The following is a 25,600-nucleotide window of genomic DNA, read 5'->3' on the forward strand; positions in this document are numbered from 1 at the left end:
ACAAAAAAAAGCTTTCAAGACTGCCGATCTATCCATTTTTGAAATTTTTTCTTATCAATCAGTGTTCTGCGCCCAATCCGTACCATGAAACAGTTTTCATTCATCAATGATCTCATTGTTTTCTCAGAAAGTCCTGTAAGCTCACAGGCTTCTTTAACGGATATAAGAATTTTATCGTTGTTTGCTTCCGGCTGTGTTTTTTTTCGCAACATATATAACCGGTCAATATCTGCAGGCAGATGATATTGACCGTTCCTCCTCTCTATTATATAAATTCTAAAAAAGGCTGCCTGCTGGCCTTATAGGTTAATCCAATGTTCTATGTTCCTGTTGGCTGACATAATACTCCACTGCTTCCTGTAAACTGCATCCTGCCCTATGGATTCGACTTATTACACTGCTTTTATTTATTCCTAATTCCTCACAGCATACTTTAAGCGATGGATAAACAGTTCCATGATATTCAAATTCCGGGTTACTTAACTTTTTTTTCCTTTTTCTCGTCATAAAATGTGTAAACGATTCTTCAAGAGAACAATTCTTATCTCGTGCTCTTTGTCTCACACATATATCATCAATACCATATTTTTGACAACATGCCCGGAGACTTCGATATTCTATTCCTTTAAATGTAAATTTTTGTATTCTTTCGGCAATCATATCTTTATTTTCAATAAAATGCTCCAATGATTCTTCCATAGTACAATTCAATCTATATTTTCTTGAAGATACACTGTCAGCGTTGACTCCATATTCCAGACAGCATTCTTCCAAAGACCTATAGGTTTTGTCTCTAAAAATAAATACCGACGGCTGTATTTCCATTCTGGCTTTCTTTATGAAATGATCCAAAGATTCTTCAATGCTGCATTCTGTTGTTTTGGCACGGTTACGCACACTGGAAGCATTAACGCCGTATTCAGCACAACATGCTGAAACACTTTTATACTTTTTCCCTTTATAAAAGAATTGCATTTTCGGTGTTTCTGTTTCCTTTTTTTGAATATAATATTTCACAGCTTCTTCCCATGTACACTTTTTTCGCCAAGCTCTACTGCGTACACTAGATTCATTAATTCCATAGAATTCACAACATTGTCCAAGTGAGATATATTTATTTCCCTCATAAAAAAAAGCCTCTTTCGCACGATGCCTTTCTTTAGACATCACCTGATTTTCAGGAATTTCTTCTTTTTTCGTTACTTCTTTTGGCATACAACCTTCCATATGAGAGATAATTTCTTCCATAACATCCGCGTGAGGACGTTTCGCTTTAAATACTGCTGAACTTACTGACTTTGGCTTTAATCCATACGCAAGACAACATTCCGTAAAATTTTTGTATTCTTTTCCACGGAATTCAAAGGCTCTTTTCTCTTTAGATTTGATATAATGTGTAATCGCACGTGTAGAAGAAACCCCATTCTTTTCCATATACAAACGTACGGATATAGGATTTATTCCCAGGTCTTCACAACATTGAGGCAGTGATGGGTATTTCACACCATGATATGTGATTTCATGTGCTTTTTTCCATTCTATTGCCCGTTCAATCGCTTCCTGTGGTGTGCATTTTCGATTCCACATATCGGTCTTGACAGAATCTTCGTTTAAATCATAAAATTCGCAGCAGGTCTTAATGCTGGCCCATTTTCGATTTCGGAATATGATCTCTTTATTTTTTTTCAATTCAATAAAATGTGTAATTGCTTCTTCAGTATTGCATTTATATTGATTCTGGTACGACATTACACTACGGTAACATATTCCATAAACTTTGCAGCATTGACGTTTACTTTCAAAAGTCTTTCCATTATATACAAATTTGAATTTCTCCCTATAGTTTGATCTGATTTTACGTGGCATAAAAACTTCTTTCCTCCTTTTGGCGTGATTGGATCTGATACATGTCAAAACATTTTGCCAAACAAAAAAAGACACTCCAAGAGTCCATTTTACTCTTTTTGTGTCTTTATCGGTTGATCCGCAGACGCGGTATAAAGTATAAAATTCTGACCTCGTATCAGAATAAAATTTTATGCAATCTGCCTTGCAAAATGTTCAATTTTATCGTATCATTCCAGATATTTAATGTCAATTTCACTACAGGCTTTAAACAGTAGCAGCTGGGTAGTATTTTACTCGTATTCCTGCGAATACATGCATAAACTGTTGCATACATGCAAATGCCCCTCCGGCCTTTTCACCAGAAAAGGGCACTTACAGAAGGCTTTTTGTATTCATGTCATACAAAAAATCACATAAATCAAGATTGGAAATGAAACAAACATAAGCCCAAAATCAACAAAGATCAATATCAGCCAAAGCAACTTTAATTTTTCCTCCAAAGCTCATCCTCCGTTTCGAGTATATTTAAGGAATTCCATAAAATCCCTTATACTTAAATAAAAGAGAATTTCAGAGCTGTTTCTGTAAATATCCCCAAATTTTCACAGGAATTTCATTTTACTGTTAAAGTTACTTTTGTGATATATCAATCTGCTATTATGCGGCCTGTTCTTCCAGTTCTCGATTCCCAGCCTCCATTAAATCTTCCTCCAGAATTTCAGCAAGCAATTTGTTGCAATACCCAACACCGTTTACACGAACGCCTTTGCTGCGGAGCTCGTCAATCTCTTTTTTCCTAAGACTCTGACTTTTTACAGCCAGTTTATAATCTTCTTTTGCCAGTTTCTTTTTTAATTGTTTCTGCCATTTTATAAGAAACCCCCTTGCAAGCTCAATATCTTCATTCTGCTGGTTATAAAAAGTACGTGTCTGCCTTATGGTCCCATCCGGTTCCACTTCAAGCGTATAGTACGCCTCCGTTGGTTGTTCTGCCTTTCTCAAAAACAGGATATAGGATTCCTGCTGGCTCATTCGTTCATAATAGGTTTCTGTATTATTTACGCAGTGATGCATCAGTTTTGCTTCATACAAAATGTCATCCACTTTTTCCGGCACAACGATCTGATACTCTTTGTCCGCATATTCATATTTTTTCAAATCCCTGCATATACGATTCAGACCCGGATACTTCTTTTCCAGCTCTCCGGCTCTTAAAATCAAATCTTTTGCTTCTATCTCTTTTATCATTTCATTATGTCTCTGCATGAGTTTTCGTGCACGGTAGATAACAGAATCCTGCACATTCACTCCGACCCGAATTGCCATATTGAGATAATCCTTCCATGTTTTGATCAGGTCTTTCACGGATTCCCCACTTTCTGCTGCCTGCTTTTCCAGATAATTTTTGATCTGTAAAGGGGCCATACGATCCATAATGAACATAAGATCCGCTGGTTTAAGCTTTTCCCGGCACATCCACGAAATCACATCGTCACGGATCAATTTGTTTTGGGCTTTTTCAAGTAATAGCCATTGAAGAAAAATCTCTCCCCCATTGTTTGTACGCAGCCTTTTTAAGCGGAATCTATCAATTCCCAGTGCTTTTCCAAGGTCTCCGGAATCTTCACAATAGATCTGTGCTTTATTATCCATAATGTCCTCTGCCAGATGATAAAGTCCTGCTTTAATGAGCCGTTCCAGATAAGGTCTTTCTTTAACCATTTCAAAAAAACTTACCGGATCTAAAAACCTTTTGACTTTTGCATATTCGTAGAATCCTGTCCTACGGAATGTCCTGTTTTTAATGCCATACAGTGATTTTCCATAAATATTTCCCATATTATATTTTTCATATGTCATATAGCCACCGTAACCTGGATACAGTGGAACCTGTAATTTACCCTGGATCCATCGGTTTTCTTTTGTCCAATGATGACGGCCGAAATAATATTCTTTCGTATTTAATTCTTCATCATACAGGATTCTCCGGCGCTCAAAGAAAGAATATACTGGTTTTTTATATGAGCTGCTTACTATGAGCATCTGAAGCTGGAATTCTCTCAAAACAAACACATTATTTCCACAGGTCTGAAGCAGGTATGCAGTCTCTTTTTGGGTTTCTATATTTTTGGCCCGGCCTAATGCTTTATATTGAATCTGATGTCTGCATTTTGGGCAATTCCCCACTGCATTATGGTGAGGATGGCTGATTGGAACTTCGCTTTCACACCAACTACAATATCCTGTCTGATCTTTCCTGCGGCTGTAATGATAAAAGATAAAATTCTGGGTAATTCCAACTTTTTTCTGCCATCTCAGCCAGTCTTTCGGAACTTCTGGGAGTCTATCCATACACTGATCCCAGTTTGTCAGAATTTTTTCATATTTCATTCCCAGCCTCCGGTGTCTCTGGTCACATTGATATACATACAGTGCATAAAAAGCATCGTCATATTCACTTTCAAGATACTTTTGGATCAACGCTGTATCCGCCTCTTTCATATAAGAATTTTCCTGATATAACCATTTTGAAAAAATGGTCTTATCCAGCATACTTTCTGACCATTTTTTTGTCTGGTAATCATACCCTTTAAAAACATCGTTCTTTTTATCAACGTATAATGTATATACAGGTTTCCGACAGTCCGTGGAAAGATATTCTGCCAGATAAAATGCTACTTTTAAAATATTGTTTTCTACTTCTGCACGTAAATATAGCCCCCTCTGATAAATCAGCTGCTCCGTATAGTATCCTTCATCTCTTACCGGCACATCTTCTTTTGCAAGTTTTATCAGTTCATCCGTAGCTTCCAGCAATTTCATGTTACGCAATTCTTTTTTATTCATTTCCGTCCTCTCCTTCATTTTCTGCTGTATATAATGTCATTTTCTCTTTTCTGCTCAAATGCAGCAGGGGAACTCCCTGCCGCATCCACTTTATCCTTTTATTTACGCCGCTATTTCAGTAGGGCTTTCTCCGTTTTCTGCCGATTCCACTGGTAGGTCCATTAAGTCTTTCTCTAAAAGATCAGCCAGAAGTTCCCCAGCAAATGCTCCGCCATGGACAACTACATGCTTATCACGTATCTCCTGATAGTTCTGCTGCCTGAGCTTCCTGCTTTCTTCTGTGCTCTTACGATCTTTTTTGGTTAATCGCTTCTGAATTTCCTTCTGCCACAATGTTAAAAAAGAAGTCACCTTATCAATGTCCTTATTTTGACGGTTAAATTCCGCACGTTTTTGCCGGATGGTTCCATCTGGTTCAACTTCCAGTGTATAAAACGGTACTTTCGGATTCTCTTTTTCCCGCAAAAACAGGATATAGCTTTCCTTTGAAACGATCCGGTCAAAATAAGTATCCGTCTTATTTACACAGTGATGAAGCGTATCACCTTCATATAGGATGTCATCGATACTCTTTGGCGCAATAACCTGATATTCACCGTCACTGAACTCATATTTTTCTTTCAAATCAATGAGATGTTTCTGAAATCCGACATACTTTTCTTCCAGCTCCCTGCGTCGGATTCCGCGTTTCATTTCTTCTATCTTCAAAACCGCCTCTTTATGGCGCAGTTGAAGATCTTTGGTACGGTAAATAATGGAATCATGTATATCCATTCCCAGTCTTTTTGCCATAGAAAGATAATCGTTCCACACCTGCAGCACATGGCTGATATCATCCCCGGATTTTTCTGATTGTTTCACAAGATAATGTCGAATCTGGCAGATGCTCATCTGATCCAGAACAAACTTCAGGTCGTTTGGTTCAAATCCTTCTTTTACCATCCAGCATATTTCTTCATCCCCGATTGTTTTTCCTGTACTCTTTTCAAGTTGCAGCCATTTAAGTTCTTTTACCCCGCCATTCATATCTCGGAGTCTTCGAAACTCTTTCTTATCTACGGACAGGAATTCTGTTGGTTTTCTGCCTTTCCTTTTTATTGCATCTGCTGCCCTGTGGTCCAGTACATCATCAACTAACTGGAAAAGCCCCGCTTTTACAATCTGTTCCAGTACCGGGTATGTCTTCCACAGGTAAAGATATTTTCCAGGATCTATCTTTTTCTGACCAAGAGCGTACTCACGCAGACCTGTTTCTTTTAATTCATGCCTGGACAGATCCGACAGGGTATATGGATAAACCATTCCTTTATATTGACTGTCACAGCAAGTATAATACCAAGAACTTCTACACGAAATCCAACGCATTTCCCGTTGTTTGAACAGATCATAAACGAAATTGGAAATTTCCTTTCCATTTGCAGAGAAGATTCTTCTCTGCTCTTCATGGCAGGTAGTTTCGCAATCTGTATAGCCGCCCCTTTTATACCACGTTCTGGCATGAAAGATCCGGAGCACAAAACCAGAAGTCTTGCGTCTCCTTTGGATAAGATAGACTCTGTACCACTTTGTACAAAATCTTCCAGACTTTCCCACAGAACGAAAAGTAATCGGTTGTCCACACACATTGCACTGTCCTTTCTGGTTATATTTGGGTGAGCGGATAGGAACATGTTTTTTGCAATATGTACAGTATCCTTCTGTAGCACCATTTTTCTGATACTTGTAGAAGATATAGTGTTCCGTAATTCCATATTTTGAAACCCATCCGATCCAGTTCTTAGGCAGTCCAGATATAGTTTTCATCACCTGGTCCCATGAATCTGTAAGTTTTTTATCATGACGTATCCTTTGTTCTTTACGGATATTCGCCTGAAACTCTTCCAGTGCCCGGATTGCAGGCTGCATTGTCTTTAAATATTTTTGGATGACCTTTGTATCACAGTCATTTACATAGATGTTGCCAAGATTAATCCTTACATCCCATAAGATACTTTCAAGAAGTGCCTTTCTCCATTTTTTTAATTTTTCATCATAGGTAATAAACCGTCTCTCTTTTCTGCTGATAAACAGACGGTACCTCGGAAAGTTTATATTCTCCTCAATATCCGTTACGGCAAACAGATACACTTTTAAAATTCCTTTTTCTACTGCTGCCCGACAATACATCCGATATTTTCCGGGTTCACCCCTTTGTTTCTCCAATGGACTCAAAGATATTTCAGTTTTCTTTGCATCTGCGATATGTCTGTTCATCACTTTTAATGGTTTTAATTCCATCAACATCTTTTTTCTCATAACTCCACCAGCTTTCCAGTCACATCAATCCATGCTTCCTCCGGATATTTCCGACCATCGATACAGATGACCCCAATTTCCAGGATCTGGCTGTTGCCAGGCTGCTCCTTTAAAAGTAACAGTAAATCGCCCTTTTGTCCTTTGGCTTTGGGGGCTTTTCCACGTACAATACAAAATCCGTTGCAACTGGTCCCGCTTTCTTTTGCAACATGGGAGTTCCATTTCCGGTTTGGATATTTCGCCATGTAAGCAGCTCCATGTAATAACAGGCTTCTCAATTCAATTTTCTTTAACAGGCGCATCTTTGTGCAGGAGATTTTTGAATCTTCTCCATCTTCATCCAAATCCCCTGATGCATCTACTATGTAATACGCGGAATTTTTCCAATTCGGATAATAGCAGAGACAATCCAGTGGGTTTTCTGCACAATGAAATCCATTTTGTCTACAGTTTGCTTTTTCCGTTTCATTTATGCCATACTCCTGAAACTGAAAGCCCCGACATTTCAAATCCTTTTGAAATCCTTTATATGCGATCATATCCTTCTCCTTTAACTCTCTTTCGGCTGCATCATGTCAAACAAGGACATCTGCCCGGAATCTTTTGATTTTTTCTTGCTGATATGCTTTTCTTCCTGCTCCGCTGCTTCTTTGGGATGCACCTCGGAATCTTTTTTTGTCCCCTGGTTTTTCGGTATTGTTTTCGTTCTCTTATTTACCGAATCCCATTCCTTTTGAATCTTTTTCTTTTCTTCCTGCTCTTTTTCTGCTATTTCTTTTTCATCATCTTTCGCATAATATTCAAGTACCCAGGGAAAAACCTGGTCGTCGGAGAGTGCCAGGCCAGTATTGGCCCGAATGCCGTTCTCTCCCTTTTTTTTCGCTTCCTCCAGTGCAATGTTATAGGCTTTTTGCGTCACGTAATCCAAACATCTCTGAAGCATCTTATGTTTTTTTAACACCTGTGCATCTAAAGCAGAATCCGTTTTGGCAAGATTTACAAGATACTGTCCTATGATGTCTGCAAAGCCTGCATCCTTTAAGGCAAACACTTCTGCACGCAGTTTTTCAGACGCATTCGCAAACTTTCTTTCCTCAATCGGTATATCAACCAGCCGGTAGCGGCTGCCCTGAATAAATTCCTCTGTCTGTTTTTTGGAAACTGCATGTGCTTTGGCAAGTTCCCGCACACCATCCATATTCCCGCTCTGGCGGTAATACAATGCTGCTGTATTTAATTCTTCTGCAGTTTTTATGATCTCATTTAACATAATCGGTCCCTTCTTTCCTGATAAAAACATGAGGCAGAAGAAAAAATCTCCTGCCTCTGCCTGCTTTTTATGCCGCATTCATTTTCTGTTCAGCCGCTTCCATTTCTTTTTCTACTTCCAATGCAATCCTGCGTCTCTCTGCATCATCAGAATCCAAAAGGCTGATCATTTCCAGTACAATACGGCGAACCCATTCATTTTCCTCCCATCCTGCACAGATCTGACGGGCTTTTTCCGTCAGTTCCTTCCAGTCAGCATCTTCCAGATCCCTGCCACGATATTCCTTATAGAAAGAATAAATTTCTTTCATGGCTTTCGGTGCCTGAATCTTTGCCGCTTCATCCAAATTGGAAAGGAGCCCCATCAGCATGGGATGGTTTTTATATTTTTCAATCAAAGGACGGATACCGGTCTGAATTTTACCCGTATAAAGTCCCAAAAAATCATTAAATATTCCTGCAATCAATTTCTGATCTGTCATTCGTTTCCTTCCTTTCTGTTAATTTTCTTACTCTGCGCCTGACCGTAGATGGAAAACACTGAAATGCTTCCGATACTGCATCCTGGCTGTACCCCTGATCAAGAAGAGCCTTCATAGCCGCTGCCTGTTCTGTTTCCTTGAGCTTTCTTATGGACGGTTTCCGAACTTTCTTTTTCAGGATTTTCCGGCAAAGCGGATGATCTGGTCCGTATTCGTACATTGTGCTGGCTTCCGCTGCATTCAAATCGCACAGGATTGCGATCAGCAGACAGTAATATCCCTTATATTCGTCGTCTTTCATGCCGCACCACCTTTATTGCCTGGTTTTCAAATGTACCTCTTTACCCTAATCTGCTTTAAGTTCTTTTTGATCAAGACCATTTTCGAGCAGATATCTTTCCGTACCTTCTGGATCGAGCTGTGCAAGTCGTGCAAGATTAAACTCTACGACATAATAGCTGCCATAATTGATTTTCCTCTTACCTACAACTTTTCCTAGTTTATACTTCTCAATAAACGCAACCTTTGCTTTTGCTCCGCAATCCGAGATTATTGCCTGCCCCGGTCTTAGAAATCCCATAACTCCAATTGTAAGATCTCCGAATAATTCCAGCTTTTTCTCACATTCCTTTTGCTTTTGCCATAATCCGACATACAGGGATCCGTTGTAGTACATATTCACTCTGACATATAATTCCTCATGTCCACATTCCCAGTCATATCCCAATGGTTTTTCATCTTTTCGACTGCATATATCCTGTCCCATATTCTGCCTCCTTTTTTGATTTTCCTGTTCATCTTTTGTGGATTATTTTACATTTCCTCCCTTCCTGTTTTTTTGCACACTTCACATTTCGTTTTTGGACAACAAAAAAAGACACCAAAAATCTTCTTTTGATTTTTGATGTCTTCCTATTGATAAAAGGCCTTCGCCTAAATGTTGCTCCCGGAACAGCATATCCGGAACAAAAAACTTTGCTGCGTGGCAAACCATGCATAAAAAATAATCCATTTATATGGTAACACAACATATTGTATTCGTCAACAAAATACAGTACTTAGAACACTATATCTTGCTATTTTATCATTCTTCAAGTACGCTTACTATTTTTACTTCGCTGTTATTTCTACGTTCATCAGGAAAATTTCCAAGGAGTCATATATTGAAATATACTATAAAAAATAAGATCCCATAAACGCACAAGGACGCTCTGTCGAGGATATGCAGAGCGTCACTCTCTTATGGGCTAAGATTTGTGCAAATTATAATAATACGTCCTAAAAAGGAAGGAGACCGATACTTTCGTACCGGCATATGAAAAAGAAAAATATTTAAAAATGAGATACCTTAATTAGCATCTGCAGTTATTAATATACAGTATATTTATGACGATACTATGGTATAAATTTTAAGAATCTGTGAAAATTATAGAATTTAAGCGGTGAAAATATGTCACTTGACGTGATCAAAAGATATTAATAAAATAAATAAATAAAAATAAAAGAAGGAAATGTAATGAAAGCTTTTTTTACCTGCGAGCAAAAATTGGGAAATACCATCTTCACTTTTTCACAAAAAGCAAAAGTTCTTAGTACAAGTCCCTTAAACGGCGGCATTACAAGACACCTTTCTCATGTTGTAAATATCAATTGTATGAATGGTTCTTATGAATGTAAAATGCTGGGAGATACTTACGAAAAAGATCTAGCTGCACATGTCCATGCCCTTGGGCTTTCCCCTTCCTGCACTACTGCATTAAGTACCGCAGCTTGGACGGAATTACGTGCTATAGAAGAAGTATGCTTTCGGGATCTTACGGTAACTGCTGTTGTAACCGGCGGAATTGACTCCAATGGTATGCATCCCGGCGATCCTGCTTCTTACTATGAAGAGGACGGAAATTATGAAATGCTTCCTCCTGGAACAATCAATATTTTTCTGTTCATTAATCAGAATTTGACTGATGCAGCAATGTCCAGAGCACTGATGCTCTGTGGAGAATCGAAAGCTGCTGCTGTTTCTCAGTTATTGCTGGGAAGCTGCTATTCTGAAGAGATCGCAACAGGTTCTGGAACTGACGGAATTGTAATCGCTTCTAATCTTTGTGGTACCAGAACTCTTACGGATGCTTCTGGACATTCCAAACTTGGTGAACTGATTGGAAAATCCGTGAAATCTGCCGTAAAACAAGCTCTTCTTAACCAAACAGCAGCCTCTGGTCCGAGACAATTTCTTTTATCTGCACGCACGGCAAGATATAAGATCACACCTGCTACTTTATGGGAGTTTTATATAGAATACAGAGAAATTTTTAATGATTTTAAGATTTCTTTTGAAATGCCCTCATTATTGGAGCAGAAGTTTCTTTCACACAATCGTACCAGTAACCTGGTTCTATGTGTATCACTTTATCTTCACCTTATGGATCAGGTTCGTTGGGAGTTGATTATGGAGCCGGAAGCTATCCGGGAGGGGAAACGTCTTCTGATTTATGGACTCTATTGGAAAGATGGAGACTTTTTTGAAAAAGCATATCCGGCAAAAGCATGGGAGCAGCCCGGATTTCTACATTTTTCATTAAAAGAACAGCTTATGTATCTGCTTTTATTGTATATTGCTATTTAGAATTGTTGGACATAGTGCTCAAAATTTCTAACTTTTAATATAAATGGGTAAGTCGAAAACCGACTTACCCACTATAATATCATTTTTATTTACTTCGCTACACACATGTTTTCATCAATCCATTTCTGGATGTCGTCTTCGCTTACTTTAACCAAACGGGCAATTTTCTTAACATCCATCCCCTCTTCTGCCATAGAAAGAGCTGTCTCTTTTGCTTTTTTTAGTTCGCCGCTTTCCATTCCTTCGCTATAAATTTTTTCCATTTCATGGCACATAAGCGTGGCCCCTTTCTGCGTGTCTTTTAATTCATGTACCCGTTTTGCAAGAACCGGACTGTGCATTTCATCCGCATTCCTGTTTGTGAGATCATACTATTTTAACCAATCTGTGATATTTTCATCTGTTGCATGGTTCGCATTAAATGGTCTGCACCATTTTGCAGAATATTTCTTTTTGATCTTCACTGCAACATTCTGTGGTTCTGTAGCTCCGCTGGTTGTAAAAATTGCTGCTTTTTTTCCATTCAGGTTTACCTTGTCCAGAAAACTGAATACTGCATTTGGAAATGTTCCACACCAGATCGGGCTTCCTATCAGTATCCTGTCGTATGTAGAAATATCAGGAATCTCCATATCCAGTTCTGGCCGCTCATTTAATAAAATTTCTTTTAATGCGGTAAATACCGTTTTTCTATAAGACATCCGGTAAGATTTATGAGTCTTAATCTCTGCCAGATCTGCACCGGAAAGCTGTGCGATCCGTCCAGCAGCTTCTTTTGTCTTTCCTTTCTGCGAAAAATAGATAACTAATGTTTCCATTTGATAGGCTCCTTTTCTAATACTATATATTTATGGCTGATGTCTCTACAACTCTGATACAGAATAACTGCTCTATTATAACTGGATATTTACTCTTAAACACGATATTATATAAATCAGGGCAAGCCCAATAGACCTGCCCATTTATAAATGCGTTCCTTATTTTATTGCACATAGATTTTCATCAATCCATTTTTGGACTTCATTCACATTATGATTTACAGCTTTTGCAATTTTTTCAACAGGCAGACCCATTTCTGCAAGTGAAAGGGCTGTTTCCTTTTTAGCCTTTAATTCACCGCGCTTTTCGCCGCTTTCCATTCCTTCGCTATAAATTTTTTCCATTTCATGGCACATAAGCTCAACCCCTTTCTGCGTGTCTTTTAATTCATGTACCCTCTTTGCAAGAACTGGACTGTGCATTTCATCCGCATTCTTACAATGCAGATCATGCATAAGTCTCCCAAGTTCTGTGTCTTCCTGTTTTCTGGAATTCACATATATAATATGTGCTTCGTCCTGAAAGCTATCATCGGCTTCTTTGATATGCCTGTCAATATGGTAAATAGGAAAACCATACCCAAGGATGTCATCCCTGGTAATAAAAATCACATAGCTTTCCGGTAATTCATCAAAATCCTGACCTGGATTTAGAGTGTTCATGTCCATCAAACCACTATGGTAACGTGCCCTCTTAGGTGATGCACCTTCATTATCCTGCTGGATCTCCACATCAAACTGTTTGCCTTCGGAATCTCTGGCAACACAGTCCATGATTGCGGATCGTCCCTGCAGATTCTTATAATCCTTCTGGATGATCTGCTCAATTACTTTCAGATCCTGTTTTTCCATAATGACCTGCAGAACATATTCCAGGCATTCTCTCTGTTTGAAAACATTTCTCATAAATATGTCACTCATGAGTGTAAAATTCTTAATAATACCTTTATATCTTTCGTAACGTACTTCCAATCCGTTCTCTGGCACAATTTTTTCATCTGCCACGTTCGCTGTCACCTCCCACTTTATTCTTTTTATGTTATGAAGAAATTAAATTTTCGAAAAAGCTTTTGTTTATTTTATCTTAGCATCAATGAATGACCTTTACAAGACACTTTTTCCCCGAGTTGCATCGGGTGTTTTTTAACCTACCCGTTCCACATAGCATACACTGTTTCCCTTGCACTCAAATTCCGGACAAAGAGACAGCCATAATCTTTCCAGATCATTGATGTTCATGGCGTCCAATTCTGTTTCATCTTCTTCACCATAAATATTTACAAAACCGATCCGATATATGCCATACTCTTTATGTAGGTTTTTTACTACTTTTCTTCCTGCTCTTCGTATATTCATAAGCTCTCTTCTCTCCTCTCTTCTGCTTCCAGCAAAAATGTATTACAGGTATAGCTTCCGGAAGCACTGACACCAGCGACCCCTCCAAGGCTGTCCAGATACTGGCTTCCATTTTTAGATGCGGAAATATACATATAAAAGTTTGTCAAAACATAGTTTTTATTTTCCAGAACATTCTTATAACTGCTGCTAAGCACAAGCCTTGCTCCAAGTTTTTCTGCTTTTTCTTTTACCAGCATAGCAGTTAAATTTACTGCTTTTCGTATTTCCTGTTCGCTAAGTCCGCTTTGATAATAACGTTCCAAAAACAAAACCAGTTCTTCTGCTTTATTTTCATGTGGTTCGCTTTTGACAGTCACATCAACAAACTCAATCGTCTTCCTTTCATCCGCAGCTACAAAAGATCCCTTTGTCAGACGGAGGATTGCACGAAATACAATTTTACCATTGTGTTTGATAAATATAATTTTTTTATTTGCATCAAAACAGGATAACAGACAATCACAATTTGGACCATTCCGATAGGAAATGCAGCTGCGCAGCGGTACTTCTCCTATCTGCATGACCGGAAGCAGGCTGTCCTCTTCCCAGATTTCCCATCCACAATCCACGCGCAGCAGCTTTTCTTTCCAGATTTCTTCTGTATCTCTTTTTATTGGAAAAGCAATTTCCCGTCCCAGATCTCCTCCATGGTATTTAAGCTCCATGAATTTGCCTAATAACTCAGCATTTACGATTCTTCGGATTTCTTCCTTCTTTTTCGGCTGCCTGTTCAGAAAGGAAGTCATGATCTCAGCGCCGCCTTCATAAATGAACTTCTGGATATTGGATTTATTTTCCACGACAAAAGCATCCGAAATATTCAATTCTGTCTTTAAATTCTTCCAGGAAGGATCCTGGGCCAACAGTTTGTCCATCAATGCAGGTAATCCGGAACAGCCATTTAAAAGATTCTGATTATGTAAAAGGAAGTAAACCTGATTATCCCTTGTAAGCTCTTTTAAAAGTTCAGTAAAATTCATTAAAAATATCAGAATCCATATGGCTGTTTCATGCCGAAGATCCAGAATGTTTTTAAAATCCTCCTGCATCCATCTGGAAAGCGGCTTTTTTGACAAAGCTTCTGCCAATCGCTCAACCTGATTTTCCTCTAATGCATCTGTCAGGCAGTCTCTTTTTATCAACTCACGGATCACCCGAAGACGATCATCACTTTTGGAGTATGCTAAACGATCATACAGGTCTATATAGACTGCTTTCACATTGTACAGGACTTTCAATTCTTCAAATACACGAGGCTTCGAAAACAGTGATTCTTCACTCTTTCTCCAGGGAACTACCATATATTCACAATCCCTTAAATTTTGCTCGTTTAAAGTATTTAGATTCAGGCATCTTTTATAAACCTCTTCATCCAGAATCAACGAATTCCTGTCAAGGTTTATAAGCCAGTCTCCATTCTTTCGCAAAAGTTCCAGGAAATGTTTCTTCCGTTTCGTAATGGCATACAGGATAAGCTCTGTCTTTTCCAAAGTGAGCTCATAAAGATCCATATCTGGAAGCGGATTTCCATACAGAGTGTTCACATAGGCTGCCTTTCCGTTTGAAACCTTTTCAAAATCTGCATCCGGACCTGTCAAAAATCTTATCAGCTTCGGAATATCTGCATATAATGATTCGTTCCAAAGCCACAAGTGAAGAAAAGAGGCCTGCCATTCTTTTGGAATCTGAGTGAGAACCACTTCCAGTCCATTCCGAATTTCTTTTGGATGCCGGCTCAGTTCTTCCAGCTGTTTCTTATTTAAGCTTTCCGTTTCTTTACAAAACTCGGATAAATAATTTACGAGTTCCATCAGATCCTGCTTCAAAAGTAATGCCAATGATTCCTCATCCTTGAGCAGCTCATAAAGAAGCTCTGTTGAAAAAACCGGATTTATCAAAAGCATGCGTATCTTTATTCCCGCACGGGCAACATCAAACTCACCAATGCAGGTATCAAGACTTGCTACAAGCTGTTTCTTTAACTCTTCTTTCGGTTCCAGAAAAGCATAATATTTCAGATAAACATATACGATCCGGTCCGGGATTTCTTTATCTGCCAGTACTTTCTCAATCTTTTCATAGGGAAATTCGGACAGCTTTTCATTTCCCGCACATTCTATGACCATTCTGATGCGGTCTGGTTCTAAAATAGGAAAATCCTTTTTGTTCATTTTCCCCAAATAGCTGAGTATTTCCGGATCGTCCATCAAAGAAGAAATCGTCTCCTCATTTAACCCCTCCATCAGACCGGAAAGTTCCTGCTGATTTACCAGTCTGGCCGCATTCATACAGGAATCTTCCCCTTTCTTTCCTATCAGGTTCAGGGGAATTGCTGCATTTTTCATTTCCCTGTAAATATTCATGTGCTTTAAGATTCTTTCGATCATCACGCTACCTCTGCCCTTTCTATTAATTCAGTAATCTCCGGTAACTCCATGCATTCGTCCTGGTACATATTTTCTGCCAGCTTAAGAAGATACAGAGCTTCCTTTTTTGCCATAGGCTTTTTCGCTGTTCCTGCAAAATTATCTTTTAAATACGAGGAAACGATCTTACAGTAGAGCTTTTTATGGCCATATGAATAACGACCATTCTTGTAAAACTCATAAATAGACTGAATCTCCTTATCCGTTTTTCTGTTTTCCCGTAATATCTGATTAAACTGCTGTTTGATGTTTTTTTCAGTTTTCCAGTGATCTATCCGTTTTTTCTGTTCCTTTAGCCATTCTTTCCGTTCCTGATATCTTTTCCGATCCTCTTCTGTCATATATTTCTGATACAGGGTTTCTCTTCGATAAGAATCACTTATAAATGGAAGAAGCAATTTGGAAAGCTCATATGCTTCTGACTGTTCCATCCAAAGTGCTGTACTTTCCTTTAAAAGTAAGGCCGTCAGGTATTCTGGATAAATATCCGGATATTCATAAAAAAACTTCTTTTCTACCATTGAAAACAGTTCCCGGTGTTCCTCTTTTCCCAGAACTGGCGAAAAAAATTCGCACTCTCTATGTCGGATAGCATAGTATCCCAAGGAGAAAGTTTCCTTTAAAATCCTCCAGGGGCTTAAGAATTCGCATCCATCCATTCCAATCTCATTGATCAGAAATTTCAGCATAGGATAGGAATGCTCATTACAAAGACCCTTTATTTCACTTTTTAAATATCCTGCCATAAATTCCCATTTCTTTTCCAAATCTGGATCTTCATTTTTATAATCCTTTACAAACTCTTCCAGATACTTTTTTCCATCCAAAATCCCATGCAGGATCAGCCGGTTGAAAACCACATGTAGTTCCGGCTCACTCTTTTTCCAAAAAACATCCTGGTATCTTTTTCCTGTAAGGTTTTCATAACGTTCCAGATACTTCAGCAAACTTTTCGTACTGTATGTTTTGCCTTTCAGAGTATCTGTAACACACGCTTCAAATTCTTCCGAAGAGAGTTCTTTTACCAGAGGATCCCATTTTTCTTCTGTCAGATCAATGTAGTGCCACTCTTCCGGTTCATTACTTCTAAATGGAAACAACGTAAGAAACGTTTTTACATTTTCCACCCTGAACGTTTCATTCATACATTTTTCCAGCCGTTCTTTACCGTCGATACGGACAGAAAGTTTCCCATATGTTCTTAAAATCCGTGAACAAAGTACATAAGCTTCTTCTGGATATGTCTCTTTTCCGGGCAAAAATGCCTCTAATACATTCAGACCAATTTTTTCTGCTGTCAACCCGGAAAGGCTTATCCGATCGGGTCTCTCTACAAAATACATCAGTACAAAATTTAAAAAAGCGGTCTCTTTGTCGGAATATCCAAACATACGCATACGTTTTTCCAAAACGGCATCCGCATTTTTAGCATTTGTGCCTGTTAACTTTACCAGCAGTTTCAGGATATCCAGATCCTTTTTGCGATACCCTTTAAGCTTTGTCATTACTTTGCCTACCATCCACACGAAAAGATTCCATTCAGTAAATACGGATATCTTCCGGTTCTTTGAAAAGCTGTCAGCAAGTCTCTGTTTTATGCCTTCCCACAGTGTTTCATCATCCGGAAGGATGGACATGGCAAACAGCATTTCTTCTGCTCGCTCAAATGGATACGCATGCATGGCCTGTTTCCACCGATTCTTTTCCTTTTCCTCACAGATATAATTGATACTGATCAAAAACAGGTCTTTCTCTCCAAGAATCTGTTTCATCTTTTTCCAAAACAGATCCTTTTGAGTTCCATTGAACATACAGGTCTCCTGCAAAGGCATCATCCTTGCCAGGGCAAGTCCGAGGGCACGGTATGTCTGCTTTGTCAAGGTCAGATGTTCTCCGATGCGCTCCAGGACTTCTCCCGGATAGTGCAGTCCATAAGCGGTTTCCATGTCTACTTTCGGCTTTTCCAGAAACATATCATTTTCTTTTAATTGCATATAAATTTTATATTTTTCCTCATTAGATGACAGCTTATAGATCAGGTTCGTCATCTGCCGGTACAGGGTAATATCAAGCCATTCTTCATAAATCTTCCATTCCATCCAATTTCCTCCTGTTTTCCCATATAAAAAGGGGACTGTTCGCCAGTCCCCCAAAATTGTTCTTATGCTGCCAGGATAATCTTCTTTTTCCGGCTTGCATAAGTGATCGCCATTGTAGAATGTTCCATGCCTCGCTGTTTCTGGTATTGCTTTACATCTGCATAATTTGTAAACGAAAGGATCTTACCATTTTCCTCTAACAAGTTCTCTTCGTTATCTTCCATATTTTCACTCCCGCAGGAAGCCAGCGTCCAGTTTACATGGCAGACATAACAGGACATGCCTGCAAATCCCAGATACTTATGTACATACTCTTCCGCTGCCTCAGCACTCGGAAAATAACGTGCATACTCCAGGGAACGGCAAACGATCCGGTCTTTGTACCATCCGGCAAAATACCGGTTCTTTTTCAGTTCAAGTACATACCCTGTCAGATAAATCTTCTGTAAAGCATTTTCTTCCTCGTCCATCATATCAAGAAGCTGTTCCGCATAGATTTTTTTCCATTTCAATGTGTTCTTCTTTATTCTTTTACGCAGCATTATCTTTTTCCTCCTCAGTTCCCACAATGAGTTTTTCTATCATTCTGTACAAGTTCCGGAAATTTCCAGCCTGTCTGCGGCGTGTCATGCAATCCTGTTCAAATGCCCGGATCACAGCAGAAGTTCTTGCAAACAGTGTGAAGATTTCCTCATCTTTCAGTTGTATGGTAACCTCTTTTTCTTTCCGGTAGCTGTCTTTTTTACAATACTGCCCGCCATTGGCATTATGCATCGCTACACCGGTGCCATTCTGTATCCTGACAACCCACGGATAATTTAAAACTTCTCCTTTGTTGTTGCGAACCTTCCTCTGTATGGAAAATACTGTAACCCTTCCCATGTTGGAATTTTTATCCTCGCAAAAGATCTTTTGCTGGAAGAATTTAAATTCCTGCACATTATTCCATATACGGGAGTACAGGTATTTTATGATTTCCGGGCTCAGATTTGCATAAACGCTGATGCTGTCTTCTTTGCTGTAGTCAACCATGACCGCCCGGATCCGGGAATAATCGCTGGCAAAGTCTTCGTGAAGATGCCAGAACTCCTCTGGTTCTGCCATCCGCAAAAAGCTATTAAATTCCAGTAACGTATTCTGTGTCTTATGAACACAGATCTGCTTTGATACATCCGTATTCTGTTCTTTTTCTTTCCTGTTCATCCTTACCTCCTGATAAAACGCAGCAGTTTCTTTGTCAGAAGAGCCGGAAGCTGTTCAAGATCCGTAATATCCAGAAAAGATTCCTCATAAATTTCCTGAATTGCTTCCTTGTCGCTTCCGATCGCAGCAGCCTGAAAGAATACTCCCTGCTGCAGCAGTTTTTTCCGAATCTTCTGAAGGTCCCTTTTTGCCCCTGTGCCTCCATACTGGTTTGCATTAGGTGCACCATCACTGATCACAAACAGCAGTTTCTGCTTTTCCGGTCGTTCTAAAAGCCGGCTGCCAGCATACCACAATGCAGTTCCATCCCGGTTGCTTCCATAAGGCTGCATACCAGCGATCCGGAACCGATCCTTTTCATCCGTTTCAAAATCTGCGCAGCAATGCAGATACACCGTTTCGTCTTTCAGGTTCTCATGCCGGTATCCATCTGTATGATGTCCGCACACCAAAACCGGTATTTCTGATTCCATACAAAAATCATACAGGCAAAGTGCTGCAAGAATGGCATGATCCATCCGTTCCCCACACATGGAAAAAGAATTATCGACCAGCACAGCCACACAGATATCCAGCTTTTTTCCTGGCTGTTGTTTCTTAAATACTGCCCCAGACGGTGCAGCTATGTTTCGAAGATCTACCCGACGTCCAAGAAAAAGCTTATGTTCCGTGCGTTCTTTCTGATTTTTCAATATAGGAAGCAGTTTCAGGCGAAGTCTCTTTTTTACCTGTTTTAGCTGCCCCTCATACTTTTCTGTCAGTAATTTTAAAAAATCTGATATCTCGGTCTTACGGCAAAGTTTTTTCTGTACCAGGTCATGGCCTTCTTCAAACGGTATCTCCATCAATTCCTTTTGAAGATGTTCGAAAATTTCTTTCTGTATCTTCTCATCAAGCGTCTCTTTCGCCATTTCATAAAGGATTTTTTGCAAGGCATTATCACTGGATGCTTCCGTTTCTGAGGCAGGGATGCCACATTCATTCTGTTTGTCTTCGAAGCCACCAGACTCCCTGACACATTTCGGAAGATTTTCACACAGCTGCTGCAGGAACTTCTGAAGTTCTGCAGTACGCCCGTATTCATGGCCTTCCGTTTCCTGATCCTTTCCGTTCCTTTCGGTTTTGTCTTCTGTTTCCGACTCCTGTTCCGTATCCTCTTTTCTGATCTTATCTTCATTTTGCTCAGTCTGTGCCCCTGTGTTACCCTGCTTTTCTTCCTCCGGTTCTTCTTCGGATTCAATCGGGTTTTCCTTTTGCCCTTCACGCTCTTCCTGTTCTGGCTTTTGCTCTTCATTTTCTGTACTGTTCTTCTCTATTTCATCTATGATTTCCGCAAAATATTTCCAGATCATCAGAAGAATATGGTTGGTGGCAAGATATCTCTCCATGTCATCTGCTGCCTTTCCCGCTTCATCAATGACCGGCATAAGCAGTTTTAGTGTATCAATAAGCTCGTAATCCGCACCATCCCAGGCATTGACCCTTGAAGACAAGGCATACTGTGCACACAGGTTCATAAGAATAGATAACCTGTCTTTCTCCGTTTCCAGCATTTCCCTAAGTGTTGGAAGCCATTCCACATTTCGGTCACGATTCATAAGGATTCCCCTGCGGATGCTTCCCGGAAAAAGGGCGCACATCTTCTCTTCTATGTACATATCATTCAAAAGATTGCTGAGATAGGATGCTGTCTGCAGAAAGATAGAAAGGATTGCTTTATCTTTTCTTTCAAAGTAGACATTCATCGCATCCAATGCCTCTTTTTCCTGTGCATTTTCCGGTGCTGGCTCCTTTGGATACCAGCTGCCATTTAACATATGCTCGGCATACCTTTTTCTAAGTGCAGAATCCGTATACCGGTAATGTCCGCATTCATGTCCCAGAATCCCGATCAGGCTGTCACTTTTTAATTCCAGTGTCAGAAAACTTGACGTAATCTGGTTTCCAAGATTTACGGCAACAGTTTCTCCCTGATTCCATCCTGCAATCCCTGAATTTTTATCATCGTATAACCGTAATGTAGTCAACTTTCCACCCGTGATTTCATGCCCGATCGAGGTCAAAAGATCACGATACTGCGGCGTATGAAATACTTTTTCCGGTGTCAGTTTTTCTTTCTCTGCACATATCCGTTTCCGGTATAAAGCCTTTTTCATTCGTTTCCTCCATCCGTTTTTAATCCACATCACAATGAGGAAGAAGAAAGACGCGTTCCATAGTTCCCCGTTCTTCCCTGTCCATGGATGCTTTACTGAGCAGTGCTGTCCATGCTGACCTCCTGAGATCATTGGAAACCATGTAACTTAACACCCAGTTTTCCAATTCTCGGTATCCGCATACGCCATCTGTAATGTCCTGTTCGATCAAATATTCATGGATCTTGCAGACCGTGGCAGCCATAAAGGACAGAAGTTCTTTATTTTTAAACCCGGTTCTTTTCATTGCCCTTTTTGCCATTTCTTCTTCTGTCAGGGCTTCCTTTGGCTGAATCAGATTCATTCGGGAAAGAACTGACTGGTTGAAGTTCTGACAGCCAACATAATCCAGATTGGTGGTCATGATCACAATGGTATCCGGATTTCTCCGTATCTGTTCTCCATTTACCAGATCGGTTACAGCTCCATCGTCAAACAGGGAGTTTAATCTCGTAAGTGTCCCAGGTTTTTCAATCATGGCCGGCTCCTGAATTTCAATCACAGATGGTTCCCTGCATGCCTTTACGATTTCTGACTCTTTTAATAGGAAGTCTTTTTCATTTTTCGACTTTTCATAGCCTTTTTCATAAACTGCTTTCAGGATCTCCTGAAAAGCTTTTTCCCGGCTGATCCCCTCTTCATAAATGCCATTTACCGTTGCAAGAGCTGAAGCCGGATCCATTTCAATGTCTTCCAGACGTGGCAATTCCATTTCCAGATGTGCTGTTCCGCCCATATTTGGCACGGTGGTCGCTAAAAGTTCCAGTTCATCCGTTCCAGGTCCACAGGTGAACACATAATATGGAAGCCTTAATATCTGGGCGATCATTCTGGCATCCGTTGTCTTTCCAGTACCGGCATCGCCTGTCAGCATAAACAGCCTTGCCGGTGTCTTATCCACCATCTGCAGGATTTCTTCAGCTTCCTTACTTACCAGATAGTCTTCTGGAAGCGAAGGGATCCTTTCTTTTGTCCTTTCATTTACATCCCATCTGCCAGAGTAGATCTGTTTTAATTCAAAAAGTGTTCTTTTTGTCTTCTCATTTACAGGCAAAAGCACATGAAACTTTCCATAGATTTCATCGTTTGGTGCATATACCCCGGCCGCAATTTTATATTCCGGAAGCACATCCTCCAGTTCCTCTGCACGGAACTGGCTCTTTTCCAGCGGGATTGCCTGCTGCGGATTTGCTATTACTTCGCAGTACATGGCATCGCAGCAGATAAATGCCGCCCGCAGTGCAGCTTCCTTGTCTTCCCATTCCTTTTTTTCCTGTTCTTCAAGTATGTAGAAATTTTTTTGGAACTCTTCGTTAAATAAAGGATTATCCGGGACCAGATTGGCATAAGCTAAAAGGGCCAGGTACTGCTCGCCTGTGTTTTTGCCCTCCCGGATTCCCGGAAGCTTCTCGTTTTTTTCTTCTGTCTTTAAAATCCCACTGAAACGTCCGTTTTTCGAATTATAAGTCATTACATACTTTCCCTGATTTCCAGGATATTCCATGCAGAAATAATTTATGGCATCCCTGCCCCTTTGTATACCGGCAGCACCAGAGTCTTTTTCTTTCCGGATCTGAATCAGTGTCAGAAGAGCATGTAACGTAGGCCCATGAAGGCGCGATACTTTTCCCTGCTTCCTGATATTTCGCATGGAACAATCCGCTTCATCATAGCTGATCCGTTTTTTCCCTGCTTTTTCCAACATCATCCGAAATGGGTCCGGAATGGGTTCTTTCATAATCCATGGTGCATAAAAACAAAGATCTGGCATTTTGTTCCCTCCTCTTTCATTATGTGATTTTCTGCATACGAAGGAAAGAAACAGGCAGAGCATTGGGTTTTTCCAACGTCTGCCTGTCATTCATTCTTTATGCGCTCTTTTCCTGTTCCAGGATTGCTTCATATATTTTTCGGATACGGTACCCAAACATGGTGTTTCGCCGGCTGATGTAATCCGTCCGGATAGCCTGTGCGATTGCACGTTTGCTTCCCACAATTATAAACCTTTCTCTGGCTCTTGTTACTGCTGTATAGAAAATGTTTCTGCGAAGCATCCACCGGAAACATGGAAGCATTGGAAGGATTGCCATCGGATATTCACTGCCCTGAGCCTTATGTACCGTAATCGCATATGCCAGTGTCAGCGGCCAATAGTCTTCCTCCTGATATTCCATGACCCGGCCATCCCCAAAATCTACACGCATGACCATTTTTTGATCTTTCCGAAAAATCCCTATGACTTCTCCAATGTCGCCATTTGCTACTTCATCGTTGTTTTTTGTCTGCATGACCCGGTCACCTTCCCGGTAAGTATTCCTGCCATTTGTGATTTCCGGATAACCGAAACGCTTTGGATTCGCAATGTCACGCAATACCAGATTCAATGCATCCGTACCTGCTTCCGTATCTTTTCGAAGTGGTGACATCACCTGCACTTCTTCCAGAGAACCGTTTCTCTGCAGTACTTCTTTTCGATAGATCTTCTGTATCTTTCGCGAAGCCTCCTCCGGTGTGGAAGCCGGAATAAACTGAAAGGTATCATCAAACACCAGATCCAGCTGATTCTTATTGATCTTAATGGCATTCTGGCTGATGGTGGAATTCCCTTCCTGTCGGAAACATTCATCTAAGACAGTTACCGGAAATACGCCGGAATCAATGATCTCCTGAAATACTTTTCCAGGCCCTACGGATTCGATCTGATCTTTATCACCCACCAGGACCAGTCTGGCACCGGATTTAATACTGGCAAACAGTTTATCCGCCAGATACATATCGACCATGCTGAACTCATCTGCTATGATCAGGTCATCTGGAATTGGCTGCTCGTTCTTCCATTCTTCCTCTCCAGCTTCTCCGGTAAGCCCTATGGATTTATGGATCGTCAGTGCTGGATACTCTGTACATTCCCGCATTCGCCTTCTGGCGATGCCTGTAGGTGCACATAAAAGGATCACCGCATTTTTATCCAATGCTTCCTGTACAGCAATGATGAAACGGATCACCGTAGTCTTTCCTCTGCCGGGTCCTCCTGTAATGATGGATACCGGGTTTTCAAAGACATTTTTTACTGCCACCTGCTGTTTCGCATTCAAAATAGTATCCTGTTCTTTCTGGATCTTTCTTAAAATACGGTCAACATTTACAGCTATTCCCGTCTGCATATGGAGTCTGACTAATGCGGCAGCAGCTCCCAGTTCGGCCTGGAAGCTTTTGCGTGTATAAAACCCTCCATCGTGGCAGACCAGGCTTCCATCTGTATGGATCATATCATTGCCTGTATCCCGGATTGCCCGTTCAGAGACCGGTGAAACATCTTTGTTGTGATTTAAAAGTTTTTCGACACGTTCTATAATGTCCTCTCTTTTTAAATACAAATGTCCTTCGCCTTCTGCTTCTGACATAATATGCAAAATAGCAGCCTTAATACGAAGGGGATCATCTGCACGGAAATGTTTTGCCTTTACTGCAATCTGGTCAACAGTCAGAAATCCAAATCCATGAACCTCACAGAGCCGGAAAGGCTCCTCCTTCACGATCATAACTGCAGCAGGGCCAAATTTCTCCTGTATTTTTGAAACTTTTGCAGGAGTCACCCCAAAAGGGGACAAATACATCATCAGTTCCCGGATGGAACTGCTTTTTTGATATCCTTCCAGAATATCATCTAAGCGTTTCTGCGTAATTCCTTTTACCTGAAGGAGTTTCTCCGGGCTGTCATTAAAAACATTCAGTGTGTCTTCCCCAAACGTTTCTACGATGCGGGCTGCCATTGCCGGTCCGATCCCTTTGATCAGGGATGACGACAAATAAGTCCGAATACCTTCTTTTGTGGTTGGCATGGTTACTGAAAAATTGCTCACACTATACTGCATTCCATATTTTGTGGGTTTCCAGTCTCCCGTCAGTTCCACATCCAGGCCTTCGTTCGCCGGAAGTTCGGTTCCAAATGCCTGAAATATTCCATAATTTCCATTCTTTTGTTTTTTTACTTCCTCCGGTAAATCTTCATTGGTCATGTAGGAAGCTACCGTATATCCACTTCCTGCATTATAATAGATCTGCCGGATGGCTTTACAGCAAATGCTCATGTT

21 protein-coding genes are annotated in these 25,600 nt (G+C 40.3%); 1 reads left to right on the plus strand and 20 read right to left on the minus strand.

Annotated elements, in window-relative coordinates:
- Positions 1–14 precede the first annotated feature (14 nt).
- The 9 genes from GT674_RS18215 to GT674_RS02715 form a co-directional block, all read right to left on the minus strand.
- Positions 15–212, minus strand: a complete 198-nt coding sequence (locus GT674_RS18215; RefSeq protein ID WP_005422911.1) for a helix-turn-helix domain-containing protein — start codon at positions 210–212, stop codon at positions 15–17.
- A 94-nt stretch (positions 213–306) separates the two neighbouring features.
- Positions 307–1,866, minus strand: a complete 1,560-nt coding sequence (locus tag GT674_RS02680) for a hypothetical protein (protein ID WP_161284321.1) — start codon at positions 1,864–1,866, stop codon at positions 307–309.
- Positions 1,867–2,505: 639 nt separating this feature from the next.
- Complete coding sequence (locus GT674_RS02685) at positions 2,506–4,695, minus strand: PcfJ domain-containing protein (protein WP_021977994.1); 2,190 nt, start codon at positions 4,693–4,695, stop codon at positions 2,506–2,508.
- Positions 4,696–4,797: 102 nt separating this feature from the next.
- Positions 4,798–6,990: a PcfJ domain-containing protein gene (locus GT674_RS02690; protein WP_161284322.1), complete on the minus strand. Its 2,193-nt coding sequence runs from the start codon at positions 6,988–6,990 to the stop codon at positions 4,798–4,800.
- Complete coding sequence (locus GT674_RS02695) at positions 6,987–7,529, minus strand: DUF7666 domain-containing protein (RefSeq protein WP_021977992.1); 543 nt, start codon at positions 7,527–7,529, stop codon at positions 6,987–6,989. Before GT674_RS02695 ends, GT674_RS02690 begins: the two co-directional genes overlap by 4 nt.
- 11 nt (positions 7,530–7,540) lie before the next feature.
- The gene (locus GT674_RS02700; RefSeq protein ID WP_161284324.1) at positions 7,541–8,260 is read right to left on the minus strand and encodes a Cas9 inhibitor AcrIIA9 family protein; all 720 of its coding nucleotides are present in this window, start codon (positions 8,258–8,260) and stop codon (positions 7,541–7,543) included.
- Positions 8,261–8,327: 67 nt separating this feature from the next.
- Positions 8,328–8,741, minus strand: a complete 414-nt coding sequence (locus tag GT674_RS02705; RefSeq protein WP_005422924.1) for a hypothetical protein — start codon at positions 8,739–8,741, stop codon at positions 8,328–8,330.
- A complete protein-coding gene (locus GT674_RS02710; RefSeq protein WP_118037272.1) occupies positions 8,707–9,042 on the minus strand; it encodes a hypothetical protein in 336 nt (111 codons plus the stop codon). Before GT674_RS02710 ends, GT674_RS02705 begins: the two co-directional genes overlap by 35 nt.
- A 45-nt stretch (positions 9,043–9,087) precedes the next feature.
- Positions 9,088–9,507, minus strand: a complete 420-nt coding sequence (locus tag GT674_RS02715) for a DUF4313 domain-containing protein (RefSeq protein ID WP_243149035.1) — start codon at positions 9,505–9,507, stop codon at positions 9,088–9,090.
- A gap of 750 nt (positions 9,508–10,257) precedes the next feature.
- Here GT674_RS02715 and GT674_RS02720 point away from each other — a divergent pair.
- Positions 10,258–11,367, plus strand: coding sequence for an adenosylcobinamide amidohydrolase (locus tag GT674_RS02720; protein ID WP_161284326.1), 1,110 nt, complete (start codon positions 10,258–10,260; stop codon positions 11,365–11,367).
- A gap of 89 nt (positions 11,368–11,456) precedes the next feature.
- Here GT674_RS02720 and GT674_RS02725 read toward each other — a convergent pair whose 3' ends face one another.
- The 11 genes from GT674_RS02725 to recD2 form a co-directional block, all read right to left on the minus strand.
- Positions 11,457–11,708, minus strand: a complete 252-nt coding sequence (locus tag GT674_RS02725; protein WP_173746617.1) for a hypothetical protein — start codon at positions 11,706–11,708, stop codon at positions 11,457–11,459.
- Positions 11,709–11,738: 30 nt separating this feature from the next.
- Entirely contained in the window at positions 11,739–12,185 is a 447-nt protein-coding gene (locus tag GT674_RS02730; RefSeq protein WP_161284327.1) for a flavodoxin, read from the minus strand.
- A gap of 159 nt (positions 12,186–12,344) precedes the next feature.
- On the minus strand, positions 12,345–13,106 hold the full coding sequence (locus tag GT674_RS02735) for an Rpn family recombination-promoting nuclease/putative transposase (protein WP_243149041.1): 762 nt from the start codon (positions 13,104–13,106) through the stop codon (positions 12,345–12,347).
- A 222-nt stretch (positions 13,107–13,328) separates the two neighbouring features.
- On the minus strand, positions 13,329–13,541 hold the full coding sequence (locus GT674_RS02740; RefSeq protein ID WP_005422985.1) for a hypothetical protein: 213 nt from the start codon (positions 13,539–13,541) through the stop codon (positions 13,329–13,331).
- A complete protein-coding gene (locus tag GT674_RS02745) occupies positions 13,538–15,970 on the minus strand; it encodes a hypothetical protein (RefSeq protein WP_161284331.1) in 2,433 nt (810 codons plus the stop codon). The genes GT674_RS02740 and GT674_RS02745 overlap by 4 nt, the downstream gene beginning before the upstream one ends.
- A complete protein-coding gene (locus GT674_RS02750; protein WP_161284333.1) occupies positions 15,970–18,108 on the minus strand; it encodes a hypothetical protein in 2,139 nt (712 codons plus the stop codon). Before GT674_RS02750 ends, GT674_RS02745 begins: the two co-directional genes overlap by 1 nt.
- A gap of 62 nt (positions 18,109–18,170) precedes the next feature.
- Positions 18,171–18,650, minus strand: a complete 480-nt coding sequence (locus GT674_RS02755) for a hypothetical protein (RefSeq protein WP_161284334.1) — start codon at positions 18,648–18,650, stop codon at positions 18,171–18,173.
- The gene (locus GT674_RS02760) at positions 18,640–19,311 is read right to left on the minus strand and encodes a hypothetical protein (RefSeq protein WP_161284336.1); all 672 of its coding nucleotides are present in this window, start codon (positions 19,309–19,311) and stop codon (positions 18,640–18,642) included. Before GT674_RS02760 ends, GT674_RS02755 begins: the two co-directional genes overlap by 11 nt.
- 2 nt (positions 19,312–19,313) lie before the next feature.
- Positions 19,314–21,467, minus strand: coding sequence for a cobaltochelatase CobT-related protein (locus GT674_RS02765; RefSeq protein WP_243149036.1), 2,154 nt, complete (start codon positions 21,465–21,467; stop codon positions 19,314–19,316).
- A gap of 19 nt (positions 21,468–21,486) precedes the next feature.
- Complete coding sequence (locus tag GT674_RS02770; protein ID WP_055066292.1) at positions 21,487–23,277, minus strand: hypothetical protein; 1,791 nt, start codon at positions 23,275–23,277, stop codon at positions 21,487–21,489.
- Between the two features lie 97 nt (positions 23,278–23,374).
- Positions 23,375–25,597 carry an SF1B family DNA helicase RecD2 gene (gene recD2, locus GT674_RS02780; protein ID WP_243149037.1) on the minus strand — a complete coding sequence of 741 codons (2,223 nt, stop codon included), beginning with the start codon at positions 25,595–25,597 and terminating at the stop codon, positions 23,375–23,377.
- Between the last annotated feature and the right edge of the window lie 3 nt (positions 25,598–25,600).

The sequence above is a fragment of the Blautia sp. BIOML-A1 genome (assembly GCF_009883055.1).
GTDB lineage: Bacteria > Bacillota > Clostridia > Lachnospirales > Lachnospiraceae > Blautia_A.

Coding starts and splice junctions, on each gene's coding strand:
- recD2 (WP_243149037.1), bottom strand. CDS start 25,597: ATGAGCATTTGCTGTAAAGCCATCCGGCAGATCTATTATAATGCAGGA.
- GT674_RS02695 (WP_021977992.1), bottom strand. CDS start 7,529: ATGATCGCATATAAAGGATTTCAAAAGGATTTGAAATGTCGGGGCTTT.
- GT674_RS02700 (WP_161284324.1), bottom strand. CDS start 8,260: ATGTTAAATGAGATCATAAAAACTGCAGAAGAATTAAATACAGCAGCA.
- GT674_RS02740 (WP_005422985.1), bottom strand. CDS start 13,541: ATGAATATACGAAGAGCAGGAAGAAAAGTAGTAAAAAACCTACATAAA.
- GT674_RS02730 (WP_161284327.1), bottom strand. CDS start 12,185: ATGGAAACATTAGTTATCTATTTTTCGCAGAAAGGAAAGACAAAAGAA.
- GT674_RS02760 (WP_161284336.1), bottom strand. CDS start 19,311: ATGAACAGGAAAGAAAAAGAACAGAATACGGATGTATCAAAGCAGATC.
- GT674_RS02680 (WP_161284321.1), bottom strand. CDS start 1,866: ATGCCACGTAAAATCAGATCAAACTATAGGGAGAAATTCAAATTTGTA.
- GT674_RS02770 (WP_055066292.1), bottom strand. CDS start 23,277: ATGCCAGATCTTTGTTTTTATGCACCATGGATTATGAAAGAACCCATT.
- GT674_RS18215 (WP_005422911.1), bottom strand. CDS start 212: ATGTTGCGAAAAAAAACACAGCCGGAAGCAAACAACGATAAAATTCTT.
- GT674_RS02725 (WP_173746617.1), bottom strand. CDS start 11,708: ATGCACAGTCCGGTTCTTGCAAAACGGGTACATGAATTAAAAGACACG.
- GT674_RS02755 (WP_161284334.1), bottom strand. CDS start 18,650: ATGCTGCGTAAAAGAATAAAGAAGAACACATTGAAATGGAAAAAAATC.
- GT674_RS02765 (WP_243149036.1), bottom strand. CDS start 21,467: ATGAAAAAGGCTTTATACCGGAAACGGATATGTGCAGAGAAAGAAAAA.
- GT674_RS02745 (WP_161284331.1), bottom strand. CDS start 15,970: ATGATCGAAAGAATCTTAAAGCACATGAATATTTACAGGGAAATGAAA.
- GT674_RS02750 (WP_161284333.1), bottom strand. CDS start 18,108: ATGGAATGGAAGATTTATGAAGAATGGCTTGATATTACCCTGTACCGG.
- GT674_RS02720 (WP_161284326.1), top strand. CDS start 10,258: ATGAAAGCTTTTTTTACCTGCGAGCAAAAATTGGGAAATACCATCTTC.
- GT674_RS02690 (WP_161284322.1), bottom strand. CDS start 6,990: ATGAGAAAAAAGATGTTGATGGAATTAAAACCATTAAAAGTGATGAAC.
- GT674_RS02735 (WP_243149041.1), bottom strand. CDS start 13,106: ATGAGTGACATATTTATGAGAAATGTTTTCAAACAGAGAGAATGCCTG.
- GT674_RS02705 (WP_005422924.1), bottom strand. CDS start 8,741: ATGACAGATCAGAAATTGATTGCAGGAATATTTAATGATTTTTTGGGA.
- GT674_RS02715 (WP_243149035.1), bottom strand. CDS start 9,507: ATGGGACAGGATATATGCAGTCGAAAAGATGAAAAACCATTGGGATAT.
- GT674_RS02685 (WP_021977994.1), bottom strand. CDS start 4,695: ATGAATAAAAAAGAATTGCGTAACATGAAATTGCTGGAAGCTACGGAT.
- GT674_RS02710 (WP_118037272.1), bottom strand. CDS start 9,042: ATGAAAGACGACGAATATAAGGGATATTACTGTCTGCTGATCGCAATC.